We start from the raw sequence: 23481 nt of genomic DNA on the forward strand, positions 1-23481 counted from the left end.
TCTTGTTTTGAATTTTTTTTATCCAAGAGAAATTATTGCTTGTATTTTATACAGGGTATAATTAACCCTTATCTTTACTTGAACTGTTGCTGTTTTAATATAAAGTTTATTCATGAAAAAGCTTTTTATGTTTTCAAAGCCATGATTATTAGTAAGGTATATTGCCTTTTCTTAATTTTAAAACAACGTTTTGTATTTGAGGTAATAGCAGTAAAATAACAATTACCAAAATCACACCTGTTAGCATCCAGTCGTAATAATTTCTAGTGGCACTAGCTAATATTTGATGAGCTACCATTTGATTAAAATAGCCTGTGGATGCTGCCTTTGAACTATAGATATCGCTTCCGGCATTTATATATTGATTTTGAATATCAAGTAAGGTAACTGGTAATTGAGGATTGGTTTCCGTGAGTGCTTCCCGAATCCTTTCGCGAACTCCTGATTTTGCAAACAATTGAAGTTCGTTATTCAGTGTCAGACTAGCTGTAAACCCAGTAAACCTAGAGAGTATTCCAATGAGTGATGCATTGATAGCGATTGCTGGTGGTGCCGATGAAGTGGTGAATGAAACAATGGGAACAAATAAGACTCCCGTTGCTACACCATAAATAAACATAGGTAGAATGAAATCAATTGTTTGGCCTTGTACAGAAACAAATAATATCATATAAGTATAATAAATCGCCATTATTCCAAAGCCAACAATAATTATTCTTACAAGGTTGTAACCCATCAAGATAAATCTAGAACTAACAAACATACTTAGTATCGTTCCAAAAATTACAGATATCCATATCGGAATGGTACTCAGTGGGTCGGTTCCTAAAATTACTTCAAGATAACCGTAGGCAAGTCCTGTACTTCCTTTAAAAATATAAAATGTAAAAAGAAGTAATAGACCAATGAGAAAATTCTTTATCTTGAAAATCTGCAAGTTAATTAATGGTCGTTTAAGTTTTAATTCTCTTATTATGAAAATCAAAAGAATAATTAGATTAATTACACAAAGTTTAGTGATTAATGAACTATCACACCAACCCAATTGTCTCCCATATACAAGGATGTATCCCAAGATCAAGATAAAAGATACATAAAATAAATAGCCGATCCAGTCCACTTGATAAAGTGGGATTTTTTTTGTAAAACGTGCCTTACTGTTCATTGTCAGCAATACGGTAATTGTTAGAATTATGAGTATGACAGTAAATCCGTAGAATAGCCAGTTAAAATCAAAAAAATGAGTAACTAAGCTGGTAAAAATTGAATAAAAAGGTACGGCAATCTGTATACTACCATACAGTAGGCTAAAAGCAATCACACGGGCACGTACAGATTGTAATCTAGGGAAAATAAGTTGTAAAACAATTCCAGACATCAACGCACAGGTAATCCCTTGAAAAAACTGGCAAATAATAAACAATGTCCAATCTTTGAAATGAAAACAGATCAAAGAACATATTGCATTTATGGCAAGGGCAAACAATAAATATTTCCTAGGAGCAAAATATTTTACGATCCGAAAATCAAGTGCAAGGAAAGCTACAGTAGAGCCGTAAATAACAACCATAGCATATTGTACATCGGTAGACTGTATACCGTAGAATCCCATTGTTGCAATCGGATTGCTATAAAAAGCGAAGCTAAATAGACAGGTCATTAGAATAGCGAATATAACGGATCGCGCCACCCATTCAGATACCCAGGATTTGAAAATCGGTATTTTATGTGCTTGCATCATTAATTTTTTAAAACATAAACATTGGCATTCATTCCGGCAGAGAGTTTCCCTAATTTTTCAGGGGTATCAGTCAGTTTAATTCTTACAGGAATACGTTGGATGATTTTAACAAAATTACCTGTAGCATTATCTGGTGGAAGTAATGAATACCGTGAACCTGTGGTTGGGGAAAGTGATTCGATAGTACCGTTGAATTTTTCATTTGGAAAGGCATCAACCTCAATGGATACCACCTGTCCGATTTTGAAGTTGCCAATTTGTGTTTCCTTAAAATTTGCAATAACCCATTTTTCTTCGGCTTTGTTGAGCAAAAAAGCTAATGTTTGTCCAGCTTGTATTAGTTGTCCTTCTTGAATGGTCTTTTTACCAATCTGTCCATCAAAGGGGGCTGTGATTACCGTATGTCGAACGTCCAATTCCTGTCTTTGAACAAGTGTTTCCTTAATTTTTATCTCTGCTTGTATCGCACTATGTTGAGCTCTAAAATCATTCAATTTAGATTCTGCTACTTGTAAAGAAGCTTTAGCCTGATCATAATCTGACTGTGCAATGGATAAAGAAGTATTGATGTTATCAAATTTTTGTTGTGTGGTCGATTTATCCGCTAGTAGATTTTTATAACGGTCAAATTCTTTTTGCTGTTGGTTCAATCTTGCTTTAGCCCCTATTAATTGTGCTTTTATAACCTCTATACTTTTAAGATGTGTTTCTTTGCTTGCAGTTAAAATCGGTAATTTAGCGCGTGAACTTATGAGCTCTGCTAAAGCGACATCTTTTTTCAGTCTATACTCGTCCAACTCAATAATGGCAAGTGTATCACCTTTTTTAACAAGCTGATTGTCTTTGTAATATATTTTGTTGATATAACCACCCACTTTTGCGTTTATCGGTGAGAGATAAGCATCTACCTGTGCATCATTAGTCTGTTCATAGCAATATCCCTTTAAGAAATAGGTAGATCCCCAAATAATTATTCCTATGAATAGTGCGATACCAAACCATTTGGTTAGGCTTACAATAATTTTATCTGTTTTATTTTTGTTCATAATATTTGTATTAAAGAATTCCGATAATTGCCAATAGCCTGATATGGGTTACTTTTACATTTGTTTGTGCTATTGTCAAATTGAATTTAGCTTCCAACAAAGCATTTTCTGCTTCCAAAAGATCAGTTAGTAGTGATTCTTGATTTAGGTAGCTACTTCTGATAACACGAAGAGTTTCAGTGGTTTTAATTATATTTTTTTCTGCCGTTTCAACGCTCTGCAAAGCCTGCTTTTGCTGTAGATAAGCTTCTTTTACCTGAAGAGAGATTTCTTCCTTTTTTATTTCTGCTTTTTCCTTAGCTTGATTGCTAACAATTTGAGCAAGAGTAATTGTATGTTTACTTTTGTACAAATTATCAATAGAATATTGTACTTTAATTCCTGTTTGACCAAATCCCCACAAGTCATTTGAATACGGATAAAAGGAAATCTGTGGATAAGTGTAATTATAATTACTATACAAAGAAACTTTAGGTAATAAGCTAGCTTTTACTTGTTTTACATTCAGTTCGCTCCATTTAATGTCACTACCAGCAATTTTGTATGCGGGAGATTTGGTGAAAGCAATGTCTAGATAATCATTGTAGTCACTGAATGTATTAGCGTTTAATTGCATGTCATCTTCGTATTTGATTGCTAGCTCCATATCATTTTCACGTCTCATTAGAATATTAATCCGTTGTTTGGCGATTTCAATCTTTTTTGTAATATCCGAAAGACTAAGTTCCAGTTGAGACAATTTCACGGAGCTTCTCAGTACATCACTCTTTAATACGGTGCCGTTTTTATGCAGACTCTCTATTAATCTCAATTGTTTTTTTTCTGATTCAATCTCTGCATACAAAAAATCATAGAAATGCAAAAACTTATATAAATCAAAAAAAGCACCTGCGACGTTATATTTTACACTTTGGTTTTGTAGATCTACTTCATATTGTTTTCGTGTCTCTGCTTGCTTTTTCATGGCAATATTCCTTTTGTCTTTACCACCATTGTAAAGATTAAAGTTTAAGTTGTAGCCCACTGCATACCCATAACCTTTTACAGGGACATCTTGTGCAGAGGAGAATAATCCATTGTCGTAGATAAGAAATTTAGAATTTAGTTTTACGTCTGCACCTAACGAAATCTCTGGTAACAAAAGGTCTTTAGCTTCTAATATTTCTATTTTACTTTGCTGATGGTATAGGTCAGATAGTTTCAGTTGTCGATTATTCATTTCAGCAACTTTCCATATTTCTTCCAAACTTAAAGGTTGGATTTTTTCTGTATGTTGAGCGTAAATGTGGGTTGTAAATAACAGCATCAGTACGCCCAAAATTAGAACTGTTTTAGATAGTTTCATTAGTTTTGTTTTTATAAATAATTAGTTTCTTTTTCTTTTTAACCATTGTTTTATAAGCTTTTTCAACTCATCAAGAGCAAAGCTTAAATCGATAGTTGGCATAAAAGGACTTGAATAGGCATAAGCCAACCAGTAAATGTTGGATTTATCAATTTCTTCATGAATTAATTTATGTTTAGATTTTTGAGCTTGTATTTCAAGTGCAAAATCTTTATCAGGTTTTATGATTTCATGTTTCATAATGTTTCTACTATTGTTAACACAACAAAATTATTGAACACTCTGGGTTGTTTTTTTATATAATTAGCCTATTATTTATTATATTTGGCCATATGGAAATTCTTAATCAATTAATAAATACTGTGGATCAAAATCCTGATTCAATTCTTGTGATGCGACAGCAAACCGAGCAGCGTTTGCCAGCTCATCAGCATAATAAGGCTCAGTTGTTATTAGTGTATGGAGGAATTGCTTATTTGCAAACTGATACAAAGGATTTCTATATTCCAGCTAATCATTATATATGGATACCTAAAAACTTCTCTCATAACTTGATGTTTAACACACAGGATTTATATCTTGTCAATATTTATTTTCCAGATGAAAAAGCAGATAATTTTTATAATGAATTGGGTATTTATCCTGTAAGTAAGCTTTTGGCAGAGATGCTCTCATTTAGTGAAAAATGGCAAGGGGAGTACTTTAATTATTCATGGGAATTTGGTTTTTTGTCAATGCTTAAAGAATTATTATCAAAGGAGAATCTTAAAAAATTTTCAATTCAACTCCCTACAACAGATGATCAAAGGCTCAATATTATAATCGAAAGTTTTAGAAATCGATTAAATGAACATCTAAGTTTAAATAGCATTGCTTCCCAATCAGGTATGAGTGTAAGGAGTTTTACCAGATTATTTCAAACCAAGTTACATATCACTTTTGTTCAATACTTAAAAATGCTACGTATTATCAAGGCGATGGAGTTGATAAAAGATACAGATTTGAATATGACACAAATAGCCTATGAAGTTGGATATTCAAATATATCTGCCTTTAGTAATAATTTTCAGCAACTCACCAATATGAGACCCACTGAATTTAAAACAAAATAAGGAATAGTAATTTATAACTATGTGAACTTAAATTCACGGCTTTGTTAATAGCTATGAAGTTTTGTCCTTTAATTGGCTAGCACATATTTTTATAGTTTGCCAATATTTAACTGATATTATTGTTATTATCACAACAAATTTGTAATAGAAAACGTATATTTTAACTTAGAAATGAAAATACAAATACACTAGCAAGATAAATAAAAGAGTAATTGTGTTTTTATCCATTCTTAGCCAATAGAGTATTTAAATAATTAGCCGCTTGTAATTATCTTAAAATCAAACTAACAGATATTTGGTAATTATAAATAATAAGTCTTACTAGAAGCATTGTTTTAAAGAGCGTTTTTGTTGAGGTTTATTTGTGTAAATTTGTAGCATGTATAATCGGTTAATTCAACTTATTACAGCAAATGTTACTCTTTCAGAAAAAGAAAGAGATCTGTGTATTGAATATTTTGAACCTGTATTGTATCCCAAAAGTAGAATTCTTCAAAAGCAAGGGGAAGTTCCAAGGTATATGTATTTTGTTATATCAGGTTTTATTCGTTTGTTTCATTACAATGATAAGTGTGATGAACTTACCACACAGATTAATTGTCCTACAGGATTTATTACATCTTACACAAGTTTTGCAAATCAGAGCAAATCAGATGAAAATTTGCAAACAATAACCGAATGTGAGCTTTTACGTATTACAAAAACTAATCTTGATTTACTTCTTCAGAAAAGTCCAGCATTTAAAGACTTTAGTATCCTTGTATTTGAGCAATCGTTATCTTATAATGAAAAACGCTCTAAAGAATTAGCAAGCCTAACTGCCCAAGAGCGTTATTTAAAATTGATGCAAGAGCATCCTGAAGTATTGCACAAGGTTCCAATGCAATATATCGCCTCCTTTTTGGGGATGAATCCTAAAAGCTTAAGTCGTATTCGCAAGCAGATCATTAGGTAACATTTGTGAAGTGATTTTCAACAAGTAAGACAGAACTTTGTCCTATCATTTAAAATCATTCTATATGACAAATAAAAATTTAGTATTGGTATCAGGTGCAAATGGACATTTGGGCAATAATCTAGTTAGATTACTGATAAAAAAAGGATTTCAAGTTCGCGCTTCTGTTCGAAATCTCAATAATAAGGAGTGTTTCAAAGATTTAGATTGTCAGCTTGTACAGGCAGATATTACAGATAAGGATTCATTTGTTAGAGCCTTGCAAGGTGTGGAAACATTTTATGCTGTAGGTGCAGCTTTCAAATTATGGGCTAAAGATCCTAAGAAAGAGATTTATGATGTAAATATTCAAGGGACACGTAATACTATAGAGGCTGCAGCACAAGCAGGTGTGAAAAGAATTGTTTATGTGAGTTCCATCGCAGCATTAGATTATACTCATCTTCCTACTAAAGAAAGTAATGGTTATAATCCAGATCGAAGAGATATGTATTACAATTCTAAAAATGACGGTGAAAAATTGGCATTTAATCTAGCTAAAAAACTTGGAATTGAGTTGGTATCAGTTATGCCAGGTGCGATGATAGGTGGTGAAGCATTTTTACCATTAAATGTATCTTATGGAGTGCTGAAATTAATTTTAAATAAAAGAATTCCTATGGATACAAAAATTACACTAAATTGGGTGGATGTAAACGATGTTGCAGAAGGTTGCTACCTAGCTGCAGATAAAGGTCGGGCTGGAGAACGCTATATTCTTGCTAACCAAAAGTGTATGACCATTACCGATACCACTAAATTAGCTCAAGAATTGTATCCAGAGCTTAAGCTTAAAGTACCAGAATCTGTCCCTAAAGTTGTATTATATGCCATTGCAGGGTTTATGGAGTTTTCGGCAAAGTTAAGTGGAAAACCTCCTGTATTAACCACAAAACAAATTGCGATGTTCTCTGGATTGCAGCAAGATTTTGATATTTCTAAATCAAGAAACGATTTAGGCTTTAATCCACAAAAGCCTGAAAAGATAGTGAAAAAAGCACTGGAATACTTGATGCAGAATAAGCATTTACTCTAACTCTATTAGGTGTCCTTTTAAATTACAATTAAATGGATACCTATTTTTAACCTTCTTTTATTCAATATTTTTTAAGTTGTAGATATTCAGTTTCTTTTTTATACTACAAATACCATACATTTATAAACTACTATTAAAGTAAGTAATTATTCTTTTTGATTTTTTTTAGAGTTTTCCAAAAAAAAGCAAATTGCTAGTTACAAGTATTACATCCTTCGATCATGGTATATCTGCAGTGTATTAGCTCTAATTACTGTATCCAAAATAACAAAAATAATCTATTAATTTAATTAACCCTATTATGCAGAGTCTATTGAGATGCATATTAAAAAGCCTCTACTTTTAGACATGCCCCAAAAAGTGTCTAACTTTTTGGGGTCAGTCCAGAGTTTATCTTATAAGTCTTTTTTGAATTAATTATTTTTATAAGGCTAAAAAAACATGTTTTAAATATACCTATCCATATAACGCTCTAAGGATTCTTTTAATTTATCAAGATAAATCGTTCTTGATTTACTTCTTGTTTTCATTCTATGAAAGGCATGATGAATATCAATAATTGAAATATCGAAAATCTGCTCAAAGACAAGCGCTATTTTTCTAATCTCTAATTCTCCGTTGTTTATCGAACCTGATACCGATAACGCGTAGATGAGTTCAATAAGTGCATTTTGTGATTCTGACCAGTTATAAGAGGTAGTTTTATAAGGCTGATTATTGTTTAAATTATGGGTTGAACAGACCTTTTTACTTATATACTCAAGTAAGAGTTCATGGGAGATAATACGTGCAATTTTATAGTCGTAATAGGTTGAGAATTCACTGTCTATTTCAAAGCCATAACTATTTATACCACTTAAAATATTGATTTTACCAAGGGTGAAAAACTCTTGGTCTCTATCTTCTCTATTTGTTTTGTAGTAGATGTAGAAATCATTTTTATAATGGTGTTTTTTATAATCTAAATGTAATTCTTTGAGTATTTTACTGAAGAATTTTCGTTTTAATTCACAATGCTTCGGGGCATTTATTTCATATTTATATATCTTGTTATAGTAGATGAGTTTACCTAATATTTTAGGTTTTATGGTTTTGAAAAATAAAATTTCTTGCCTTACCGAGTCAAATCCTTTCTCTAAGATTTTATTTTTTAATTCTAAAAGCACCACTTGTAGAAAACAAATCATTTTAGATAAATCTTCAAGGCAGATATCTTTTTTACAGATGATTTTTTCTTCTTGTTCAATAATTGTTTCCAGTGCTTTTTTGTAGTTGTTTAATTGTGCCATTACTTTTATTTATTTAGGGGTTTTATTTGCTATGGAACATGAAAAAACTCTTAGAACTTTTAGTTGCTTGATAAAATAAGCTAATAAAAACATTAGAGTCAATACGTGAAAACACGTATTGATTCTAATGCTTTAAAACAAGAAAAGTGAATTGTTAATAGCTGTTTTTTTCTTGTAGGTAAACCAGATGTAACACTTAGTTGATAACTCAATTATAGTTACTTGTTTATAAGTTAGCTTTGGTATATAATGATTTGTTTATTAGGTAGAGTGAGCTTATAAAAGGTTTTACAAATAAATTACTTTGAAGTTAATTTATACTAGTTAAAGTGCTGATTTTAAAATATATAAATGTTAAAGTCGGGTTTATGTTATGATAATTTATGATAAAAATACTATTTTGTAAGTAGTTGTTAATTAGCGATGTAGATTTTTTTTAAATTTTAAATTGTGATTTAACTGTAAAATAATCAAATGGAGTTGATGGATAAGTAATTAACCAAGGATAGATTAACTAGTAATACATATTTTAATATGAGTGTTAAAGTAGCTATTGTGGATAATCACACGCAATTTTTAGATCATTTAGAGCTTTTATTAAAAACGATACCCAAGGTTGAGGTTGTATTAAAATGCTCTAATGGACAAGAATTTATTGATGCTTTAGATATGCAAACAGTAGATGTTGTTTTTCTAGATATTCAAATGCCAGTTAAAGATGGTTTTCAAACCACAGAGGAGTTATCTTGGTATTATCCTGAGATAAAAATTGTTATTCTTACCATGCAAATAGATTTGTTTACCTTGTCTCAACTATTTCGATACAATATCTCAGGATATTTAAGTAAAGAGTTTGACCCTGTAGAGCTTGAACGGATAATACTAACGGTTAAAGAATCTGGGATATATTTAGATCAGAGGATTAAACAAGAGCTTAGCTATTTGCAACAAGATAAGGCTCCCTTTGTGGTAAATATTTCCGAGAGAGAACTTGAAATTATAAAACTCTTTGCCAAACAGTATAGTGGTAGAGAAATCGCCGATAAGCTAAATATTAGCTTTAGAACAGTGGAGAAGCACAAAGAGATACTGTTGCAAAAAACAGATTCGAAGAACTTTATAGGTGTTATTTTGTTTGCTTTACGCCATTATTATATTAGTCAACAAGATTTTGATATCTAAACTATTACTTTAAAAATATAGCCCCTTTCTTTACAAAAACTAAAAATGTGCTCTTTTAGGACATAAAATTAGGTGAAAACACGTATTGATTTGAAAATTAATGGTTTGTATGTTTGGTGTGAATCAAATCCATACCGCCATGAAAACTAAATATATCTTTGTTATACGCTATTTTATTGTACTTCTTTTGGTTTATGCAGCAATAAGTAAACTAATTACATTTGAAGAGTTTAAAGTACAACTTACTCAGTCTCCTGTTTTAAGTATTTACTCAAGGGTTATAGCTTATTTAGTTGTAATATCCGAGCTTATTATTGCTTTTTTACTAATACTAAGACCAACAAGGCTATTAGGATTGTATTTAAGTTATAGTCTAATGGTAGCCTTTACCATTTATATCTACTTGATATTAAACTACAGTGACTTTATTCCATGCTCGTGTGGGGGTGTACTTGAAAAACTAGGCTGGAGTGAACATTTATGGTTTAATATAATTGTAAGTGTTTTAATTTTGTTAGCTATCTTTTATACCGAAAATAAATCAAAGCGCTTTTTTATATTATCCATTACAACTACACTAATAAGCATTGGGATAGTAATAATTATTTTTCTATCTTCTGAGTATATCATAAAAAAAGAAAATCCTTTTATAAGAAGATACCTGCCTTATGGCGTAGTAGAACAGGACACTTTAGATTTAAAGGTAAATACGTTTTACTTCTCAGGCTACTATAAAGACAAAGTATATCTGGGTAATAGTAAATCTCCACTTATATTTATTAGTGTTGATTCGTTAATGCAAAGAGAGGACTATACTATAAAAATAGATTCAACTCAGTTTAAATACACCTACTTGAGATTAAAAACATTTTATCCTTACTTTTTTCTTGGTGATGGTTCTATTCCTATTGTTTATAAAGGACGATTAAACTCTAGTGAAAAAGCAAAACAAACACAGGTGTTTAGCTTTAAGGAAGCTTATTTTTCGGATTATATTCCAATTGATTCCACAGCAATTGCAATTAAAAGTCAAAGTAGTGAAAATTATAAAAATGTATTAGGACTTATTGATTCACAAAGTAATCCAAGAACTCATTTAAACTCTAATATATTGAAAAGTGATACTGATGGTGTATTTGATACAGATGGTAGTTTTAGCTTTAGCAAATTAGAAAAGACTTTAATCTATACTTATTATTATAAGAACAGGTATATTTTAATAAGCCCTAGCCTTGAGCTGCTCTCTGCTCAAAACACTATTGATACCACAAAATCCTTAGATATTACAGCTACTAGATTATCATCAGGCGAGAATAAAATGACAACCCCTGTAAGGGCTATAAATCAAAGAGTAGTAGTTAAAAACAATCTTTTGTTTATTGTATCAAATTCTCTTGGACAAAACGAGTCCAAGGCAATCTATAGACAAGCTAGTATTGTTGATATCTACGACTTTAAAAAAGACAATTATATCGCTAGCTTTTATATCAATGACCTAGGGGATAGTAAGCTTATTGATTTAATTGTTACAGACCATCATATCTATGGACTGTTTGATCAAAAACTTGTGCGTTACAAACTGGCCAGATCATTAACAGACAAGTTTAATTAAAGTTTTGCTTAATCTTTAAAATAAGCTACTAACCAATTAAATTTTATTAAAATGAAAAAGTTTTTAAAATCAGCAAGTATGCCAATCTTAGTATTTGGTCTTGCTATCGGTGGTGCATTTGCAACAAATGCAATGAAGAATGTTCAAACACTCGTTCCTGGTTATCAGAAGATTGATTCACAGGGTCTTGAGTGTGAACAAAAAGAGATGTGTAGTACAGAATTTAGTGAAGAGTTATGTACTTGGACTGATGCATCTAATATTGATCATCCATTGTATGATAAAGAATTTAATCCTATATTAAATCAAACCGTATGTACACTTCCACTGTACAAGATAAATGAAAATTAATTCTAATAGCGTCCTTTTAATAAGGACGCTTTTTGTATCAAAAAAAGTATATACCCTTATATAGGATAAATATAACTTACAGTTTTATTTATATGTAATAAGCACATTAAACTACAATGTTTATCAGTGCTTAATTTGTTTTGGATAATGACAAATTCTTGGAAATATTTGTGATAGAAAAAGTCTTAACGATTTCTTAATCATTCAATAACCTTAAATTCTAGTGGTAAAATCAATTATTTCACTCCTTTACTAAACCAAACTTCTAATTGATTTTGAGTGAGCAAGAAATAAATAACAGACGCTGCATCGAGTATTTAGCTAATGAATGTAGTGAAGAGCAAAGAATTACTTTTGAGATAGAATTACTTTTTGATGAAAATTTAAAAAAGACTTATCAGGAATATTCTTTACTCTGGCAAGCTTATCCTAACAATAATCAACTCTTAAATAAAGTAAGAAAACGAAAATCAACAACTTTTAAAACTGATTTAACATATTGGAGAGTTGCTTGTATGATTTTGGCTGTTATTGGTAGTTTTTTTATGACTTATTTATTATTTGATTATAAAGCAACTAAAGATGAAAAAGATAGATTTTTTGAGAGTATTTATTCTAATTTAGAAGGAGTAAGAAAAAAAATAACTCTTGAAGATGGTAGTATCGTAGAGTTTAATGGAAAAGGGAGTTTAGAGTTTATTCAAAACGACACTCTTCGAATAGCCTACTTAGAGGGAGAAGCTTTTTTTGATGTTGTGAAAAATCCTCAGAAAAAATTCATTGTTAAACATCAAGATTTACAAGTAGAAGTAATTGGTACCCAGTTTAGCGTCAATACTATTACACCAGAAAAGAAAGTTGCATTACTCTCTGGAAAAGTACTAGCTAGATTTGGAAGAGGTGAACAACTTTACTTAAAACCTAATGAACAATTAATCTGGAATAATGTAAAGGGAGAAATTAAAAGAAGTAAATCTAATGTAGAAGAACTTCTTGGTTGGAGAAATGAAATTTTAATTTTCACTAACACACCTTTATCTGAAGCCTTGGTTGAGATTAATCAATTCTATGGTGTAACATTTTTAATAAATGATAATGTATTTGCCCAACATAGAATTACTGGAGTTTTTAAAAATCAAACATTAGAGGAGTTTAAAAAAGCACTTTGTTATATAGCAAATTGTACTATCACTTTAAGAAATAACAGTTATTTAATTGAACCTTATGCCTAATATTCTATATAAAAAAAACGAGCTAAAGCCACAAGATGATTTAACCTTATTTCAAGAAATAGCAAAGGGAAATAGCGTTGCTTTTGAAAAATTTTATCTAAAATACTATAAATACTTGTGTCGTTTTGGCAGCAGTTATGAAAACGATATCTATTTGGTAGAAGAGAAGGTATCCGATGTGTTTTATTATATATGGCAGAATAAAGAAGCTTTAGGAGAAATTAAAAATCCTAAAGTATATGTCTTTACGATGACTAAAAATATGATTTTCCAACAAAAGAAAATATTTAGTAAAACTAAAATTAACTGTGAATATAGCTTAGTTGAGCATAAGGTTCTTGTATCTCCCATTGAAGATGATATTATCGAATCTGAACATGAGGCAGATTTGCAATTAGTTCTTTTAAAAATTATAGATAAAATACCACCTAAATCAAAACGCATTTTTGAAATGAGTCGTATCGATGGGCTAAAATATCAACAAATAGCACAGATCTTAAATGTGTCAGTAAATACTATAGAGAATCATATGAGTATAGCTCTTAAGACAATTGCCTTAGCACTAGGTAGAAAACAATCAAACACACTTAAATAATAATATTATGATTAAAAAAAGCATTTTATTAGCAACGTTAACTCTAGCTAGTATTGCAACACAAACCCCAAAAGTGTATGCCGTTTCTAATACTTTAGTAAATAGGCAGGTCAAAGTTCCTATAAAATTAAAGTTAGCTCAAAATAAGGCTACTTTAAAAGAAGTATTTGATCAAGTTGAATCGCAAATTCACCAACGTTTTGTTTATATCACTGATCAAGTTCCTTTGAACAGTACCTATGAGTTCTCTAATCAATATAATTCATTAGAACAATTGCTCGATAGAATCAAATTAGTGACTCATTTAACTTTTCTAATTCAGGAAGACCAAATATTAGTTCAATCCCCAAAAGAACAAATAGATAAACTTCTGGAGTTAAAAGGTAGGATTGTTGATCAACAAGGACTTGCTATTATTGGGGCGGATATACGTGATGGTGGTGATGAATTTATAACTACAACTGATATAAATGGTCAATTTTTATTAAATGTTAGTAAATCACCGATTACTCTTTCCTTTTCATTTATGGGATATAAAACTAAGGATTTAAGTTTCTCGAAAAGTAATCAAAACATTTTAGTGACTTTAGAGCAAGACAATCAAATGTTAAATGAAATTGTTGTTACGGGTCAAGGAGCGGATGTGCAGAAAAAGCGTTTAGCTAATAATGTAACTGTAATTAAAGCAAGTGAGTTAGAGAAAATTCCTGCTCAACGAATTGATCAATTACTTGCCACTAAACTACCTAATGCTCAAATTAATTTAACAGGCGGGCAAGCTGGTGCTACTTCTTTAATTCGTTCAAGGGGAGTTAACTCAGCTTTTTTAAGTAGTACTCCTATTATTTATATTGATGGAGTGCGATTAGATAATAATAATACACGTTCTGCCTTAGGAGGTAGTTCTCAAGGCGCATCAATGAGTTCAATTGCTGATATTCCAATGGATAATATTGATAAAATAGAGTTTATTAATGGAGGAGCAGCCACCACATTGTATGGTTCTGATGCAGCAAATGGTGTAATTCAAATTTTTACTAAAAAAAGAGGAATGCCAGGAACTTATGTTAATATTTATACAGAAATGGGGGTGGAGACACCAACTACAGACTTTCTATATTTTAAGCGAACTAAAGATTTATTATTTGAAAATGGGTTTTATCAAAAGTATCGTATGAATATTAATGGGGAATCTGATAGTGGGTTTGGATATAATTTTGCAACTAGCTATCAAAATTCTTCGGGAGTACAAATTCATAAACAAAATGAAAATCAAAAATTTGATTTAAGCTCTGGTTTCCATGCAAAGCTATCGGAAGATGTTAGTTATGAAAGTTCATTTTTATATGTACATAATACATATAAGCGCAATAGAAATGGAAATCAAGGAGGTTATACTGGATTGTGGTTCGCAGAAGATGGAGCATCTAAAATTACTGGACCAGGATTTAATAATCGTTTAGATGAACTCAGTGATGAGGAATTTAGTAAAATGAAAGAGTTTGTTAATAATGCTGAACGTTTACAAGACAATAGTATTCAGGTTAATCGATTTACTACTTCTCAACAATTCAAATATAAACCTTTAGAGAATTTGTCTTTTAAATTAGTAGGAGGTTTAGATTATCGTATTCAAGATCAGGAAAGTATAGAAACAAATGAATATCTTTCAGCCACTAAAGGACAATTAATAAAAGACCAAGGAAGTATTCAAAAGATTCAACGTAAATACTTAGGATTAACAGTAGAATTTAATGGACAACACAATTTTCAAGTTAGAGATTTTTCATTTATAACCACTTTAGGTGGTCAACTCTTTAGAAACTCTGATAAACAAACTCTTATTGAAGGACGTAATATTAGAGATGGAGCGCATTCGATTTCTGAGGCTGCTATTCGCACAAGTGATGAATTTCTAAGCGAGGTTTTAAATTATGGATTTTACCTTTCTGAAAATATTGGTTATAAAGATAAATTGTTTTTAGATTTAGGGATAAGGGGAGATCACAACCCATCATTTGGAAAAAACATTGGAGTTCAATATTATCCTAAAATAGGGATGTCTTATATGATTTCACAAGAGCCATGGTTTGTTAGTAATCTTGTAAATTCCTTACGTGTTCGAGGAAGCTATGGAGTAGCCGGAAATCTTCCGCCTGCATATGCAAATGAAAAAACAGTAACCTTTGATGGATATTTAGGTGAACAGGCAACACGCTTTGATCAACCAGGAAATGATGATTTACGTCCTGAGAAAACTCATACTTGGGAAACAGGAGTTGATGCATCTTTTTGGGATAATCGTTTGACTTTGTCTATAGGTTATTACTATTCTAAAACTAAAGATGCTTTGTTTTATGTTCCACCTGCTCCCTCTAGCGGTTATACAAAAAGTCAATTATATAATATTGGAGAAATAGAAAACAAAGGGTTTGAAATGAATTTTTCTCTAGATGTAATTGCTTTGGAGGATTGGAATTTTAATTTGACAGGTTCTGTAAATACCCTTAAAAATAAGGTGTTAAGTACTGGAGGAGCACCTGCCTTTAATATTAATGGGTTTAGTTCTAGAACTCTACAAACTGTTGTGGAGCAAGGTAGACCTGTTGGATTTATAAGGGGTAATTACGGAATAATTGGAGAGGATGGAACTTTGGAAAGAACAATTCCCCAGGCTTATTTAGGGACTACTATTCCAGAGGTTTTTGGTAATATAGGATTAAGTTTAAGATATAAGAATTGGAGTTTATTTGCCAATGCTAATTATCAAACTGGTGGTTATGCTGCAAACTGGGATGCTCAATTTAGATATAACTACGGTGCTTCAGATGCTTTTGTACCAAAAGAAGAAATAGAAAAAAATGGTCGAAGTAATTGGTTGAATTTAACTAATCATTTTGTAGAAAAGACTGATTATCTTAAAATAAGAACAATTGGGTTATCATATTACTTTAGACCAGTTACTTCAAAGTTTTATCAATCTATAACATTCGGATTTACAGTTTCAAATCCTTTTAATTTTACTTCTTCATCTTTTGATCCAGAGGCAACTATTAGTGGAGCAGCTCAAGGACAAGGCGGTGCTTCTACAGGAGGAATTGCCTATGCTACTTATTCTGCTCCCAGACAGTTTTTAGGATCTGTAAAAATTAATTTCTAAGTCAAATAATTATGAGAAAAATAAATTTTGCTTTTAGTGTTTTTTTAATCTTAGCACTAACACTAGTTAGTTGTGTTGATAATCCTTATGTAACAGAAGATGATTATTTAAATAAACCAAATGCGGGACATAGTTGGATAATAGGTTTACAAAAGCAATTAGCTTTAACAACCAATGTAATTGTAATTAATACTGAGATTACCTCAGATAATTATTTTAATAACTATACACAATATTCTAAGGTTTTCGATCAAGTTCAAATTGATTATTTCGATCCCGATGTTAATAATTTACAAGCTAGTATTCAAACTTTACGAGAAATGGCAACTTATGGTCTTGATGTTGTCTTGAGTAAGGATCCGACTTTAGATAAAGAAAATATTGCTTTTATGCACTTTTGTAAGGGATATGCAAATGTATTGGGAGGAGAATTGTTTATTGGTCTTCCAGAAAGTAAATTAGGAGCTGTAATTGGTTCTCAAGAAATGCTAGAATTAGCCATTGAAAGTTTTACTAATGCTTATGAATTAACCTTAAATAGTGAACTTAAAAATACTTATGCGTTATTTATAGCTAGAGCGTATTATCGTTTAGGAAATAAAGAACAGGCAAAACATTATGCACAAATTGCTATTACAACTCCTAATTTATTGTATACAGTAGAGTTTGATGGAAAAAATAGCTTAGTTAATGAAATGCAAAATGCAACTTTTGATGCTTTACCAAATCGTTTAGCGCCTTTACCAAGGTTAGATTATTTAGATCCAAAATTTTTCTCTGTGGGCACGCCTCAAAATGATCAAAAATCTTTGGCTTTAGCTAAAAGTGAAGAAGCTTACTTGATTCTTAGTGAAGTGGCTTTAGCTAATAATGATATACTATTAAGCAAAGAATATTTATACCAACTCTTAGATATTGTTCACGCTAGAGAAACAGAGTTAGTTGATGATAAGAAAGAAAATAGAAATGGTGGGATTCGAGCTGATTATCCATTAAAGGAAGTCGCAGTAAAGTTTGATGCAAATTCTTCTGAAAAACATGGTTATGTTTTAGATCGTCAAAAAGGAAAGATATTAGTGCATAAAGTCTCTGGAACTAAAGTGGATAGAAATACAGTTGAATCAATTAATTCAACCGATGAGTTATTGTATACTATATATTTACTTCGTCAAGAAATTTTTATTAGTGAAGGAAGGAGAGTAAGTGATTTAGGAATTAAATATCCAATTTCTCAAATTGAACAAGGAAATAATCCTAATGTTACTTCAGAATACACAAAGGCTTTAATTCCAGATTTTATTCCTGAAAAAGCTGATATGGATGATTTTAGTACCGATCCTATAACAGGTACTGTAACAATGAAATATGATATGAACAAAGTATTAGTCTCCCATAAGAATAGTGCTTTTATTATGCCTTTATTTAAATAGAATTAAAATGATAAAAAAAATAATATTCTCATTAAGCTTTATTTGTTTGCTAATAGTAAAGAGTTGGTGTCAACAAATACAACATGTTGTGCTTGTAAGTATTGATGGATTTCGTCCTGAATTTTATCAAGAACAAAAGTGGGCAACTCCTAATTTAAAAAAAATGGCTCAGCAAGGTGTATCAGCTAATGCGGTGCGAACCATTTTTCCTTCAGTCACATATCCGTCTCACACTACTTTATCTACCGGAACCTTACCTCATAAACACGGTATTTATTATAATACAACTGTGGCAGATAATGGACAACCAGGACAGTGGATATACGATAGTAAAGATATTAAGGTACCTACTATATGGCAAAGTGCTAAAGAGCAAGGTTTAACAACTTCGTCAGTATCTTGGCCTATTACATTGAACAATACTTTTATTGATTATAATTTACCAGAAATTTGGGATTTTAATAATCCAATGGATAGAATTACTCCCACTAAATTGCATGCAAGCCCTAAGGGACTATTTGATGAAATATTAGATAAAGCTTTAGGAAATATCTCTTATAATCAGTTTAATCTAAGCTCTCTTGCTATGGATGAAAATTTAGCAAGAAGTGCAGCTTATATTATAAAAACTTATAAGCCAAATTTAATGACAATACATCTTCCAAATACTGATGGAGCTCAACATAGTCAAGGAAGAGAAGGTCATGAGGTTGAAAGAGCTATAGCAGGTGCAGATAAAGCTATTGGTAATATTTGGGATGCAATTTTTGAATCTGGTTTACAAGAGAAAACTTTACTTATTGTAACAGGTGATCATGGATTTGTTTCAACAGACTTCACATTAGCCCCAAATGTTTGGTTAAAAGACGCTGGTTTATTAGATAGGGCCTTTTTCTTTTCAACCGGTGGAAGCTGCGTATTACAGATTAAAGATAAAAAAGACACAAAAATAGTAAATCAGGTTAAAAATGTACTTGATCAATTACCAATACGTTATAAGGAAATGTTTGAGATTATTACTAAAGAAATGATTCAAGATAGAGGAGGGCAGAGTGATGTAGAATTAGCATTATCAGGGAAATTAGGATATTCGTTTTCTAATAATCAACAAGGAGAGATTGTATCAGCAGGTAAAGGTGGAAAACATGGTTATTATCCTAATTTTCAACAGATATATACTGGCTTTGTTGCCTATGGTAGTGGTTTAAAGCAAGGGATGGTAATTGATAGTATTAACCTAGAAGATATACCTGTTATTATTAGTAATGTTCTAGGGTTTAAAATGCTTGAGGCTGAAGGAACTTCTATACCTATTTTTGAGTTAAATAAATAGTGATTAAATTGTTATAAAAAAATACCCCAAAAAAAGTTAAACACTTATATGGGGTATTTTCCATTTATGGGGTTTAATGGAATTTTGTTAGGTAAAATTCTATCTAATGGACTATTCTAATATTCTGTCTTTTTCAAAGGTGGTGTTGTATTTTATCCAAAAAGTTTCTTTATTATCCAAATCTTTTAAATAGTAATCAAACCAGTTCATTACTCTTTTAGTTATATCTATTTGATTCTCTTTTTTTTGAAAGACATGTCCTTCATTTTTATAAAATAAGGCAATATGAGGTTTATGATAACGTAGCATTGCAATAAAAAGTTCTTGATGTTGTTTCTTATCTACAATTTTATCTTTATCACCTGTGAAAGTAAGTAAAGGAGTAGTTACTTTATCAGCAAATAGAATTGGCGAATTATCTAAGTAAAGTTTTTTGTTTTTTGAAAAATCAAAAGGAATAGCAAACTGACCGTTTTCAAACAAGGCAATATTTGGAGTATTATAACCATACAGATAAGAAAAGTAGAAGCTAATTAAATCTGTAGGACCTGAACCACTTACTGCAGTTTTAAAAAGGTTAGTTTGTGTTATAATAAAATTTGTTTCATATCCCCCGAAAGAATACCCCATTAGACCTAATTTTTCAGGATTAATGGAATTCTCCTTTTTTAATACAATCTTTAAAGCTTCTTGTATACAGTTTAATGCAGATAGTCCTGGACCTTGTTTTGTAGTTAAAATATCAGGATAGAATACGAAGTAATCATTTTCTAGATAAATATCTAAATTGAAACCATTACCATTTAGATAACTAGGATAAGTAAATTTATTTGCGTCTTGATTTTGCATTTCATAGATATAGGTAATCATTGAATATTTTTTGTTAGTATCAAAATTTTTAGGGTAATACAATATACCTTTTAAGTTATTACCATATTTATCTTTATAAGAGACTATTTTTTGTTTTTTCCATTCATATAGATTTTTTGGCATATCGCTTTTTAGTAAACTTTTTGTTTTACCATTATCAAATAAGTAAATAGCTTTAGGTTTATTATAATTTTCAAGTGTATATGTAATTGTTTTAAAGTCCTTACTATATTTTACGTTACTAATATGGTCTTTTGTGTTTTTTATAATTTCTATTTGCTTATTATTTTCTAATACAAGCAAAGAAAAATATGTGTTATTTATATCGTAAGTATTAATTAGAAGCTTGTTATCAATTATACTTTTAGAATGTATTTCATTATTTGAATTAAATTTAGATTCTTCTAGCTTATTTAATATTTTATAACGTTTTATGAAATTTTCTCCACTAATTAAAGTGTCTGTTTTCTTTGTTTTAGTGTTGTATCGCATTAGACTAGAGTTGGATACGAAGTAAAAGTGTTTCTCATCTTTAGACCAAATTCTTATTTTTTCAATAAAACTTCTAAGCTTTAAATCATCGTCTATTATTTCAATTTTATTATCTAGTTTCTTGTTTTTTGTGTCATAGATATAAAGAATATTATTCTTTATAAAAACAAAAAAGCTGCCATTAGGTGATAAGCTAGTAGTGTTAACTGTGTTTGTTTGGGCCTTAACTATTAATGTTTCCTTATTTTCAGTAATATTAAATAATTTAATGTCTCTTGGTCTAGCGGAGTTTAGATAAGAATAATTTAAATACTGATTTGAGTCAAAGATTAAAAATGTATTTTCATTAATTCTTACAGATTCATGATGACTTAAACTTTGAGGTTGATATACTTTTTTATTTTGATAATTAAATATGATATGTCCTTGAATGCTTTGTTCTTGAATGCTTGAAGAGGATATAGTGTGATTTAGTTTTAGGTCTTTAGTGCTCCAAAGCTCAAGTTCATTTACATTATATGGTTTACTAAAAGGTATTGATTGTGAGATTACTTTAAAGCTTTCTTTATTAAGAGCTTCAAAATCTCTATAACTACTTTCACTATTTAATGTTTGTTTATGAATAATGTTATCAAAGTAATTAAAAAAATAAATAAAAGGATAGTTGTTTTGACTTAAAAGATTAGGTGTTAGAAAAGCAATGTGAAATTTTTTATCCCAAATAATATGTTTAATAGAGTCTTTTACTTGAGTGTTATAATCTATTTTAAGATTTTTTAAATTAATTATCCCAATTCCTTTATCTAATTTTTTGTATTGAAATAATATAACTTGTTTATTATCATTTATTTTAATAGTATTTATATCACTTTTTTTGTAAGTCCAAATTATTTTAAATGAGTTTTTTAAGACCTTAATCAAATGATAAGAGTCAGTAGTGTTATCAACATAGAGAAGAAGATTATTATCTTCTATAAATTGGACATCTATAACATTTTTTATAATTTGTTTTTTAAAAGAATCAATATTTAGTATTTCTATTGTTTTATTATCAGAATTATATTTAACTAAATTTTCATTGTAGTCTTTATACATACTACCATATTTTTCTTTTAGAAGAATTTTGCCATCTGTATTATAAATAAAAAGACTATCATTATTAGAGTTAAATTTATAGTGTTTGGTTATTATTATTTTATTGCCTTTTGTAAGAAAGGCATTATTTAGTTCTGTATAGTAAATACTGTCTTTAATTATTTGCCCTTTGAGTTGAGCACAAGGGCAAATAATTAAAATGAAAAATAGGACTAATCTTATTTTAATATTCATTTTGAGGATTAAGATTTGGATTAATAAGCAATTCTTTTTCAGGATAAGGAAATAGAGCATGTTTGTCTTGCCAATTAGGTTTTGATGTTTTTAAAAGTGAGAGTTTGTTATTTCTTTTTAGATCAAAAAAACGTCTACCGTGTTCAAGAAAGAATTCTTTTTGCCCCTCTGAAAGCATCGCAAGAATAGTTTGCTCTTTTGTTAGAGTATCAGGTAATTTTGCTAAACCTGCCCTTTGTCTAATAGTGTTTATATATCCAATGGCTTGTTTTTCTTTATTTTGATAAATAAGTGCTTCTGCTAAAATAAAAAAAGCTTCTTCTATTCTAAATATTACAGAACACTCATCTGGATTATCAAGTCTGTTTTTATATTTATAAGCAAAAAGATTTCCTGTTGGATCGTGAGTTGCAATCCAATTAATTTTTCTTTGGTCAATTGAGTCGTAAGTGTTAAATAAGGTAGGACTTAGTGCTGTAGATGGTTGGGTTACAAAAATTATATAGGTTCCCGCTTCATATGTTGGTGCAGTATTAGAACTATTGCTTAATTGCCAAATCGTGCTAGTCGCAGTTTTTTTAAAAACTTTTAAAACATTACTCTCTAGAGCATAGAAGGGATTATTTAAAAGTTCATTAGCATAGAACTCTGCTTTATCATATTGTTTTGTTAGTAGATAGTTTTTTGCTAGTAACAATTGTGCTACTGCTTTGTTTGGATAGTATTTATCCGGTGAACGATATGTAGTAGAGAGTATATTTTCTGCACTAAGTAAATCTTTTTCAATATTTTGATAAACTTGTAAAACAGGTGTTTTTTTTATAAAAGTATTTTCTTTATAATTAGTTGATTCAGTATAGGGGATATCTCCAAATATTTGAGCTAAAGCTTGATAATACAAAGCCCTTAGTATATAAACCTCGCTAATTAATTGTTTTTTATCTTTTTCGTCAATTCCTTGAGATTCTTGAACACCTTTTATAAAAGAATTAATTGCATATATATGTGAATAAGAGGTGTTCCATAGATTTGAAATTGTATATCTTGTAGGGTCAAGCATATTGTGATAAATAAGAAAATTTTCAGAAGTAGAAGTACTTACAAGACTTTTTAATTCATCGGTATATAACCCTAGAACAGCTCCAATTCCCTGTTGATTTCCAGAAAATAAAGAAGATTCTCTTAAATTTATATATAGATTAGAAAGTGCAGATAGGGCAGTACGTTTATCTTTAAAAGCATTTTCAGTATTTATTTGATCTGAAGGTAAATCTATTTCAATCATTTTTTCGCACGACGATAGTAGTATTATAAGTAAAAAAAGTAAAAATA

18 protein-coding genes are annotated in these 23481 nt (G+C 30.1%); 11 read left to right on the forward strand and 7 right to left on the reverse strand.

Features of this window, described 5'->3' with window-relative positions; all coding sequences use genetic code 11:
- Positions 1-148: 148 nt before the first annotated feature.
- Genes RH98_RS00910 through RH98_RS00925 form a run of 4 tightly spaced genes read right to left on the reverse strand, consistent with a single transcriptional unit; the run spans position 149 to position 4372 of the window.
- Complete coding sequence (locus RH98_RS00910; protein ID WP_026038656.1) at positions 149-1738, reverse strand: MFS transporter; 1590 nt, start codon at positions 1736-1738, stop codon at positions 149-151.
- 2 nt (positions 1739-1740) lie between these two features.
- Complete coding sequence (locus RH98_RS00915; RefSeq protein ID WP_010249486.1) at positions 1741-2787, reverse strand: HlyD family secretion protein; 1047 nt, start codon at positions 2785-2787, stop codon at positions 1741-1743.
- Between the two features lie 10 nt (positions 2788-2797).
- A complete protein-coding gene (locus RH98_RS00920) occupies positions 2798-4132 on the reverse strand; it encodes a TolC family protein (protein ID WP_010249488.1) in 1335 nt (444 codons plus the stop codon).
- Positions 4133-4153: 21 nt separating this feature from the next.
- On the reverse strand, positions 4154-4372 hold the full coding sequence (locus RH98_RS00925; protein ID WP_010249490.1) for a hypothetical protein: 219 nt from the start codon (positions 4370-4372) through the stop codon (positions 4154-4156).
- A gap of 92 nt (positions 4373-4464) precedes the next feature.
- Here RH98_RS00925 and RH98_RS00930 point away from each other — a divergent pair, with 92 nt between their 5' ends.
- The 3 genes from RH98_RS00930 to RH98_RS00940 all read left to right on the forward strand — a co-directional run bounded on the left by RH98_RS00930 (position 4465) and on the right by RH98_RS00940 (position 7274).
- Positions 4465-5244, forward strand: a complete 780-nt coding sequence (locus tag RH98_RS00930; RefSeq protein ID WP_010249492.1) for an AraC family transcriptional regulator — start codon at positions 4465-4467, stop codon at positions 5242-5244.
- 379 nt (positions 5245-5623) lie between these two features.
- On the forward strand, positions 5624-6199 hold the full coding sequence (locus tag RH98_RS00935) for a Crp/Fnr family transcriptional regulator (RefSeq protein ID WP_010249495.1): 576 nt from the start codon (positions 5624-5626) through the stop codon (positions 6197-6199).
- Between the two features lie 64 nt (positions 6200-6263).
- On the forward strand, positions 6264-7274 hold the full coding sequence (locus RH98_RS00940) for an NAD-dependent epimerase/dehydratase family protein (protein WP_010249497.1): 1011 nt from the start codon (positions 6264-6266) through the stop codon (positions 7272-7274).
- A gap of 446 nt (positions 7275-7720) precedes the next feature.
- On the opposite strand, the gene RH98_RS00945 is transcribed toward RH98_RS00940, so the two are convergent.
- Entirely contained in the window at positions 7721-8563 is an 843-nt protein-coding gene (locus RH98_RS00945; protein WP_010249499.1) for an RteC domain-containing protein, read from the reverse strand.
- Between the two features lie 534 nt (positions 8564-9097).
- Here RH98_RS00945 and RH98_RS00950 point away from each other — a divergent pair.
- From RH98_RS00950 to RH98_RS00985, 8 genes are all read left to right on the forward strand, one after another.
- The gene (locus RH98_RS00950) at positions 9098-9745 is read left to right on the forward strand and encodes a response regulator transcription factor (RefSeq protein WP_010249501.1); all 648 of its coding nucleotides are present in this window, start codon (positions 9098-9100) and stop codon (positions 9743-9745) included.
- Between the two features lie 139 nt (positions 9746-9884).
- The gene (locus RH98_RS00955) at positions 9885-11357 is read left to right on the forward strand and encodes a MauE/DoxX family redox-associated membrane protein (protein WP_036495351.1); all 1473 of its coding nucleotides are present in this window, start codon (positions 9885-9887) and stop codon (positions 11355-11357) included.
- 51 nt (positions 11358-11408) lie between these two features.
- Complete coding sequence (locus RH98_RS00960) at positions 11409-11708, forward strand: DUF6520 family protein (RefSeq protein ID WP_010249505.1); 300 nt, start codon at positions 11409-11411, stop codon at positions 11706-11708.
- A gap of 275 nt (positions 11709-11983) precedes the next feature.
- Complete coding sequence (locus RH98_RS00965) at positions 11984-12940, forward strand: FecR family protein (protein WP_026038657.1); 957 nt, start codon at positions 11984-11986, stop codon at positions 12938-12940.
- Positions 12933-13535 (forward strand): sigma-70 family RNA polymerase sigma factor, encoded by a 603-nt coding sequence (locus RH98_RS00970; protein ID WP_010249515.1) that lies wholly within the window; start codon positions 12933-12935, stop codon positions 13533-13535. The genes RH98_RS00965 and RH98_RS00970 overlap by 8 nt, the downstream gene beginning before the upstream one ends.
- 7 nt (positions 13536-13542) lie before the next feature.
- Complete coding sequence (locus RH98_RS00975) at positions 13543-16695, forward strand: TonB-dependent receptor domain-containing protein (RefSeq protein WP_010249517.1); 3153 nt, start codon at positions 13543-13545, stop codon at positions 16693-16695.
- An 11-nt stretch (positions 16696-16706) separates the two neighbouring features.
- Positions 16707-18125 carry a hypothetical protein gene (locus tag RH98_RS00980; protein ID WP_010249519.1) on the forward strand — a complete coding sequence of 473 codons (1419 nt, stop codon included), beginning with the start codon at positions 16707-16709 and terminating at the stop codon, positions 18123-18125.
- Positions 18126-18132: 7 nt separating this feature from the next.
- Positions 18133-19458: an alkaline phosphatase family protein gene (locus tag RH98_RS00985; RefSeq protein ID WP_036495345.1), complete on the forward strand. Its 1326-nt coding sequence runs from the start codon at positions 18133-18135 to the stop codon at positions 19456-19458.
- 111 nt (positions 19459-19569) lie between these two features.
- On the opposite strand, the gene RH98_RS00990 is transcribed toward RH98_RS00985, so the two are convergent.
- Positions 19570-22149 (reverse strand): alpha/beta hydrolase family protein, encoded by a 2580-nt coding sequence (locus RH98_RS00990; protein ID WP_010249523.1) that lies wholly within the window; start codon positions 22147-22149, stop codon positions 19570-19572.
- The gene (locus tag RH98_RS00995) at positions 22139-23434 is read right to left on the reverse strand and encodes a RagB/SusD family nutrient uptake outer membrane protein (RefSeq protein WP_010249525.1); all 1296 of its coding nucleotides are present in this window, start codon (positions 23432-23434) and stop codon (positions 22139-22141) included. Before RH98_RS00995 ends, RH98_RS00990 begins: the two co-directional genes overlap by 11 nt.
- Positions 23435-23481: the final 47 nt, after the last annotated feature.

Source organism: Myroides injenensis M09-0166 (genome assembly GCF_000246945.1).
Taxonomy (GTDB): Bacteria; Bacteroidota; Bacteroidia; order Flavobacteriales; family Flavobacteriaceae; genus Flavobacterium; species Flavobacterium injenense.